General features: G+C 73.3%; 5 protein-coding genes. 2 read left to right on the top strand and 3 right to left on the bottom strand.

All coding sequences use genetic code 11. From position 1 onward, the window contains the following. The first annotated feature begins 153 nt into the window (after positions 1–153). A complete protein-coding gene (locus AB0J52_RS22675) occupies positions 154–1,008 on the top strand; it encodes a hypothetical protein (protein WP_500183923.1) in 855 nt (284 codons plus the stop codon). A 74-nt stretch (positions 1,009–1,082) separates the two neighbouring features. On the opposite strand, the gene AB0J52_RS22670 is transcribed toward AB0J52_RS22675, so the two are convergent. After that, on the bottom strand, positions 1,083–3,089 hold the full coding sequence (locus AB0J52_RS22670) for a WD40/YVTN/BNR-like repeat-containing protein (RefSeq protein WP_500183922.1): 2,007 nt from the start codon (positions 3,087–3,089) through the stop codon (positions 1,083–1,085). Between the two features lie 284 nt (positions 3,090–3,373). Between AB0J52_RS22670 and AB0J52_RS22665 the strand changes: the two genes are divergently transcribed. Then, on the top strand, positions 3,374–4,246 hold the full coding sequence (locus AB0J52_RS22665; RefSeq protein ID WP_500183921.1) for an LLM class flavin-dependent oxidoreductase: 873 nt from the start codon (positions 3,374–3,376) through the stop codon (positions 4,244–4,246). Between the two features lie 13 nt (positions 4,247–4,259). Here the strand turns inward: AB0J52_RS22665 and AB0J52_RS22660 are convergent, their stop codons facing one another. Both AB0J52_RS22660 and AB0J52_RS22655 read right to left on the bottom strand, forming a co-directional pair. After that, positions 4,260–4,940 carry a response regulator transcription factor gene (locus tag AB0J52_RS22660; RefSeq protein WP_500183920.1) on the bottom strand — a complete coding sequence of 227 codons (681 nt, stop codon included), beginning with the start codon at positions 4,938–4,940 and terminating at the stop codon, positions 4,260–4,262. Between the two features lie 64 nt (positions 4,941–5,004). After that, entirely contained in the window at positions 5,005–6,138 is a 1,134-nt protein-coding gene (locus tag AB0J52_RS22655; protein ID WP_500183918.1) for a sensor histidine kinase, read from the bottom strand. Between the last annotated feature and the right edge of the window lie 242 nt (positions 6,139–6,380).

Raw genomic sequence — 6,380 nt, 5'->3', positions numbered from 1 at the left:
CGGACGTCTCCTCATTGCCAAAACCGGTGTGAATCAGACCGTAGGGACGTGAAACGACGGCCAGGGATACGTGAGGTGACTATTCATCGAAGATCATCCGCTGTGGGTGCGGAATTCACCTTCGGGTCATGCGGGCCCGCGACGCTGCCCGGCATGATCACGCGCATCGCGGCGACGCTCGCGGCGGCCGCCGCCGTCCTCGCCGCCGCACTCCCCGGAACGGTCGCGGCCGACACCCACCGGACCGCTCCCTGGAAGCCGGTCGGAAGCGAGAGCCGTCCTTCGGCCACCAGCAACCAGGGCCTCGCGACCGTCCGGGGGAAGGGGCTGTACTTCACCGGGAACGGCACGGTTCCGGACGAGCTGAGGGCCGCGGGCTGGGGCCACGTGGGCGACCCGGACTCCGCGCGCGGATACGTCTTCGACGCCTACCAGTGGACCGCCGCCGACCCCGCCGCGAAGATGTTCTACGTCACCACGCCCGGCGGGGCGCGCTACCGGTACGTCCATCCGCTGGCGCCCGGCGAGATGATGAACAACTCCTACGCCGCCGTCACGCCGAACGGCCGGTGGCTGGTCAGCGGCGAGTGGGGCACCATGAACCGCCTCCTCGTGCTGCCGACGCCCATCCTCAACAACCGGACGCCGCGCACCGGCGGGACGCTCCCGCTCGCCGGGCAGATCAAACTGGACCGGCCTGTCCGGGACGTCCAGGGCTGCGACTTCGTGACGGCGACCTCCCTGGTCTGCGCGACCGACGACACCGGCACGGACCTGTTCCCGACGACCAGGCAACTGCTGCGGATCACCCTCTCCGAGCCGCTGCACGGACGGGACGTCACGGCCAGGGTGACGTCGCTCGGGCAAGTGCCGCTGATCAGCGAGTGCAAGGGCGAGTTCGAGACCGAGGGCGTCGACTACGACCAGGTCGGCGGACGGCTGCGTGTCGCGGTCGTCCCGCCGAGCCCCTGCGACGTCAACACGACGATCTACACCTTCCGCCGCTGAGCCCTCGCGCAACCGTCCACCCGGACGCCACCAGGCGGGGATGATCCCGCGGGGTGGCGTCCGGCGTGGCCCGGTCAGCCGAGGGGGAGGCGCTGCACTCCCGTGTAGTTGGTGCCGGCGAACAGCCAGCGGCCGTCGGAACTGGTGACGAGGGAGGACGTGGCGGGGCTGGGAAGGCCCTTGCCGATGTCGCGCCACGTGATGCCCGCGTCGTCGCTGCGCCACACGCCCGTGCGGTCCTCGCCGGCCCAGGCGGCGTACAGGGTCCTCGGGCGGCGCGGGTCGGCGACCACCTGGCCGAGCGTTCCGCCTACGGCGGGCTGGACGGTCCGGAAGGTCGCGCCGCCGTCGGTGCTGAGCCGCAGGTCCGAACCGCCCGCGAGGACGCGCTTCGGATCGCGCGGGTCGACGAAGACCCGGGGCGAGGGGTCGGTGGTCAAGGACGTCAGGGTGCGGCCGCCGTCATCGGAGCGCATCAGGCCCCGACGGGTGCCCACCCAGATCCGCTGGGGGTCGCTCGGGTCTCCGGCCAGGGACGCGTACGGCGCGTCGGGCAGCTCGGCAGTCCACCAGGTCGCGCCGTCGTCCTCACTGCCGCGCATCCTCCAGCCGTCGAACGAGAAGTACAGGACGAGCACGCGGCGCGGGTCGGCCGGATGGACGAGCAGGGCGGTCGGGTTGCCGCCGGAGGCGATGACGCTGTTCCTGGTCCAGCTCGCGCCGCCGTCGGCGCTGCGGTAGATCCCGGTGGCCAGGCCGTTCTCCTCGGCCCTCCAGACCGTCCGCGGGTCCTTGGCCGAGACTCCGATCTTGGGGTAGGCGTGCAGCGTGTCGGAGGTGACGCGGGCCCAGCGGCGGGTGGCCGGGGTGACCTTGCCGGTCGGCAGGGGAGTGTGGAACAGGTCCCAGATCCCGGTGGAGACCAGCAGCTCCCGGCCGCGCGCGTCACGGGTGGTGAGCAGGTTCGTGGCCGTTTCGCTCGGCACGCCGATCGGCCGGTAGCCGCGGCCGTTGGTGGTCGTGTACAGGCCGTGGTAGCCGTCCGACACGAGCGTCGTGCCGCGAGCGCCGCCCATCGGCGCGACCTCGCCCACTCCCTGGCCTGGGATCGGAACGTTCCACGAGGTGAAGGTCCGTCCCCGGTCGCGACTCACGTAGATCTTGTTGGCGGTGGTCACGAACACGTCGTCGCCGAAGATCTGCGGGCCGTAGAGGTAGTCGGCCTTGTCGGTGACGAGCGTCCGCCAGGTCTTCCCCTGGTCGGAGGTGCCGTAGAGCGCGTGCCCCGCCGTCACCACGACGCCCCAGCCGGTGGCGGCGACCTCGTCGACGTTCTGCCTCCCCGGCCGGCCGAGGCGCTCCGGGACGGGAGCGGCCCCGTTGATCCCCCTGATCACCCAGAGGTCCTGGCCCGGCGCGGTCGCCGTCGCGTACAGGTCCTCGCCGACCAGGCTGAGCATCCGCTTGGGCATCGGCGCGGCCATGCTCCCGCGCTCCCACGGCCGCTGGATCTCCCGCCAGCTGTCCCCGCCGTCGGTGCTCACCCCGATCCTGTCGAGGCCCTCGGTGACGACGGTCCGACCGGACACGGCGAGCTGGAGCGGTCCGTCCTGGGCGTCGTGGCGCAGCGTCCGCCACGTGCGACCCCGGTCGGTGCTGCGCATCAGCCAGCCCTCGTAGGTGCCGAAGCCGGTCCCCTTCGCCACCAGCAGGTACATCCGCCGGGGGTCGGCGGGATCGACGACGAAGGAGCGGGTGGAGCCGTTCAGCCGGGGGACCGTGTCCCGCAGCCGCCAGTGCGCGCCGCGGTCCTCCGACAGCCAGAGCAACTGCGGCGAGTCGGTCATGAGCGCGAGCTCATTGGGGTTTCGCGGCGACTGCCCGATGGACCCGCCGAGCGAGTTCGGCCCGACGGCCTCCCATGTCGCGTGCGGCTTGGGCCGGACGGGCCGGGCGGTCTGGTCGGCCCGCGCCGTGCCCGTCCCGGCCACGGCGAGCGCCGCGCCGGTCAGGACGGCCGCGGCCCGCAGCCCGATCCGCGCCCCGCGGGGGCGGGCGGACGTGATGACGTTCCGTCTCACGTGATGGTCCTCCTTCAAGGGATGATCATCAAACGCCCCGAGCTTGCGTGCCTACTTTCCGGTAGGGAAGGGGCGGAGCCCACCCAAGGTCGTCCCGGAAGGAAATTTGGCCACCCGAACCACACCGGCGGTCGCATTCGGTGCCGCCGCACCTTGACACCGCGCGCGGGCGAGGGGCGCGCCCGGCTCCGGCGGACGTCGTTCCGGTCGGGGCGGTCGGCCGGCCGCCATGTCCGGTTGGAATGATGTGCCCCGAGTTGGACGATGACGATCGAGGGGGACGGGTGGAGGCTGTGCGGCTTGGGACGGTGCTGTGGCCGATCCGGTCATGGCGGGACACCGGGGAGTTGTTCCGGCGGGCCGAGGAGCTCGGGTTCGACACCGCGTGGCTCTACGACCACACGGCCTGGCGCGGCCACACGCCCTGGCACGACGCGTACACCACGCTGGCGGCGGCCGCGGCGGTGACCTCGCGGATCCGGCTCGGGACGCTGGTGACTTCGCCGAACTTCCGGCATCCGGTGCCCACCGCGCACGCCGTCAAGACCATCGACGACATCAGCGGCGGACGCTACACCGCGGGGATCGGCGCGGGCGGCGCGTCCCGGACGTCCGACGGCGGGCGGCTCGGCGGCCCGGACTGGACGCCCCGCGAGCGCGCCGACCGGTTCGCCGAGTGGGTCGACCTGCTCGACCGGGCGCTGCGCGGTCCGGAGACCACCCACGAGGGGCGGTACTACAGCGCCCAGGAGTTCGCCGCCGGACCCGGCTGCGTGCAGCGGCCGCGCGTCCCGTTCTTCGTCGCGGCCGGCGGGCCTCGCGGCATGCGCCTCGCCGCGCGGTACGGCGAGGGGTGGATCACCACCGCGAAGGGCCCCCAGTCGGACGATCCGTACGAGGTGGTGCGCGTCCAGCTGGGCATGCTCGCCGAAGCCTGCGAGAAGGAGGGGCGCGACCCGTCCACCCAGCGCCGCCTTCTGCTCACCGGCTTCACCGGCGAGCCGTGGCTGGAGTCGGCGGAGTCCTACGCCGACCTGGCCGGACGCTACGCCGAGCTCGGCATCACCGACATCGTCCTGCACTGGCCCCGCCCCGACTCGGACTGGGCCGCCGACATGAAGGTCTTCGAGAGCGTCGCCACCCTCAACACCCCCTGAGCGTCCCGCCGCGTCAGCGGGCGGCGCCGGGGCCCGGCCCGGCGGCCCGGGACGTGCCGTCCAGGTAGGCGAGGACGGCCAGCACACGGCGGTGTCCGGAGTCGTCCGGGGCCAGGCCGAGCTTCGCGAAGATGTTCCCGACGTGCTTGTGGACGGCGTTGTCGGAGATGCGCATCCGCTCGGCGAGGGTGGCGTTGTCGTGGCCCTGCGCCATGAGGGCGAGCGCCTCCCGCTCGCGGGCCGTCAGCGTGTCCAGGGGATGGTCGTCGCGGCGGGCGAGGAGCTGGGCCACCACCTCGGGGTCCATGGCCGTGCCGCCGGCCGCCACGCGGCGGAGGGCGTCGACGAACTCGGCCACCCGGCCGATGCGGTCCTTGAGAAGGTAGCCGATGCCGCCGCGGCCGTCGGAGAGGAGCTCGCCCGCGTAGTCGCGCTCGACGTACTGCGACAGCACCAGGATCGGCAGCGCGCCGTGCTCGCGGCGCGCCCGCAGCGCGGCGTGGATCCCCTCGTCGCGGTAGGACGGCGGCAGCCGCACGTCGACGATGGCGATGTCGGGGCGGTGCTCGGCGACGGCGTCCAGGAACGCCTCGCCGTCGCCGACGACCGCCGCGACCTCGCAGCCCTTGGCGGCCAGCAGCAGCTCCAGGCCGCCGGCCAGCAGGACGTTGTCCTCCGCGATCACGACCCGCACGGGGCTGCCTCCTGAATGGTCACCATGCGCCCGGTCACCATGCGCCCGGTCACCATGCGCGCGGTCACCATGCGCACGGCATCCGGACGGTGAGGGCGGTGGGGCCGCCCGGCGGGCTGGCGAGGCCGACGGCGCCGTCCAGGGCGGCGACCCGCCGGCGCATCCCGGTGATGCCGGTGCCGCGCGCCTCGTCCGCGCCGCCCTTCCCGTCGTCGGTGACCTCGATGGTCAGCACGTCGCCCGCCCGCTCGACCCGCACGTCCGCCCGGGACGCGGCGGCGTGCTTGGCCACGTTCGTGAGCGCCTCGGCGATCACGTAGTAGGCCACCGCCTCCACGGTCGCCGGGAGCGCGCCCACGTCGGCGAGGTCGATGCGGACGGGCACGCTGGACCGGGTGGCCAGGGCGGTCAGCGCCCCGTCGAGCCCGCGGTCGGCGAGGATCGGCGGGTAGATCGTCTGCAGGACCGCGCGGAGTTCGGCCATGGCCTCCTCCGCCGTCTCGTGCGCCTGTTCGAGCAGGGTCGCCACCGGGTTCTGCTCGTCCCCGAGGGACTCGCGGGCGATGCCGAGCTGCATGGCGATGGTCACCAGGCGCGCCTGCGTCCCGTCGTGCAGGTCGCGCTCGATCCGCTGGAGCTCCAGGCCGTGGGCGTCGACCACGCCGACCCGGCTCCGGGTCAGCACGTCGACCCGTTCGGTGAGCACCTCCCGGGCCGACGGCGCGAGCACCGCCAGCGACATCCGCGCGTGCAGCCGCGCCAGCACCGGCACCCCCCACCACGCCACCGCCGCGAGGACGGCGATCTGGACCGTCCCGCCGAGCAGCGCGGTCGTCCAGTCGTTCACATGGACGTCGAGCAGCGAGAACAGGGTGGGGCGGTCGTCGGTGGGAAAAGCCCACCACGACGTCATGGCCACCGCCCCGACCACGATGTTGCCCAGGCACAGCAGGGTGGCAAGTCCGAGGGGGAGCCCCACGGCGATGTGCGCGAGCGACCAGGCGAGAGCCCTCCGGCCGGACGGACGCTCGTCGGCGGGAACGCCGAGGAGCCTGCCGGCCCACCGCCGGTGCCGTCCCGCCCACCCCCGCGCCGCCCCCGGGAAGAGCAGCACCGGCAAGGCGAGCGCCGTGGCCGCGGAAGTGACCAGCATGCCCAGCGCATAGGCCGAACCGGACAACAGCGCACGGACACGCATGCCGCACCTCCTCGTGACGTCGAACGGGGGATCATTATCCGCCGCCCGCGGGCGAGTGAGCACTACAGCGGGCTGTACCAACGGGCGGGCGGCCCGCTGTATCGTGCCGGACGGCCGGCCGGAACTAGCGTCCGGCCCATGAAGACGACCTTCGCGAAGTCCCGCAGATTCCTGGTCCCGGCCCTTGCCGCGGTCGCCGCCTCCGGTGCCGTGGTCGCGTTCTCGCCGGGCGCCGACGGCAG

Source organism: Spirillospora sp. NPDC049652 (genome assembly GCF_040675125.1).
GTDB lineage: Bacteria > Actinomycetota > Actinomycetes > Streptosporangiales > Streptosporangiaceae > Spirillospora.
The sequence above is the reverse complement of the archived record's forward strand: the minus strand, read 5'-3'. Positions and strand labels throughout refer to the sequence as shown.

Bases quoted from the DNA above. Each gene is read 5' to 3' on its own strand.
- AB0J52_RS22675 (WP_500183923.1), top strand. From the start codon at position 154: ATGATCACGCGCATCGCGGCGACGCTCGCGGCGGCCGCCGCCGTCCTC.
- AB0J52_RS22655 (WP_500183918.1), bottom strand. From the start codon at position 6,138: ATGCGTGTCCGTGCGCTGTTGTCCGGTTCGGCCTATGCGCTGGGCATG.